At 62.0% G+C, this 276-nt stretch carries 1 protein-coding gene; it reads right to left on the bottom strand.

Going from position 1 to position 276, the window contains the following annotated elements:
* On the bottom strand, nucleotides 1-276 hold a 276-nt coding region (locus AB3X96_RS42815), incomplete at both ends, for a transposase (protein ID WP_368594450.1).

A 276-nucleotide genomic window follows, 5' to 3' on the forward strand; every position in this document is an offset into this window, starting at 1 on the left:
GACCACGGCGGTCCTGGGCGACCCGGATGATCGAACGCAAATCGCTCACCATGGCCTCGAAGCAGCCCGCCTGAATCCAGCGTTGCGTCTGCTGGTAGACCAGTTCCCACGGCGGAAAGTCATTGGGCAACAAACGCCACGGGGCACCGGCACGTACGATCCAGCGCAGCGCGTTGAACATCTCGCGCAGTTCGTAGCGGCGCTGCGGTGCGTCCTTGTTCATCAGGGTCAGGTACGGAGCGGCGAAGTACCACTCTTCATCCGATACATCCGTTG

The organism is Paraburkholderia sp. BR13439 (assembly GCF_040948805.1).
GTDB lineage: Bacteria > Pseudomonadota > Gammaproteobacteria > Burkholderiales > Burkholderiaceae > Paraburkholderia > Paraburkholderia youngii.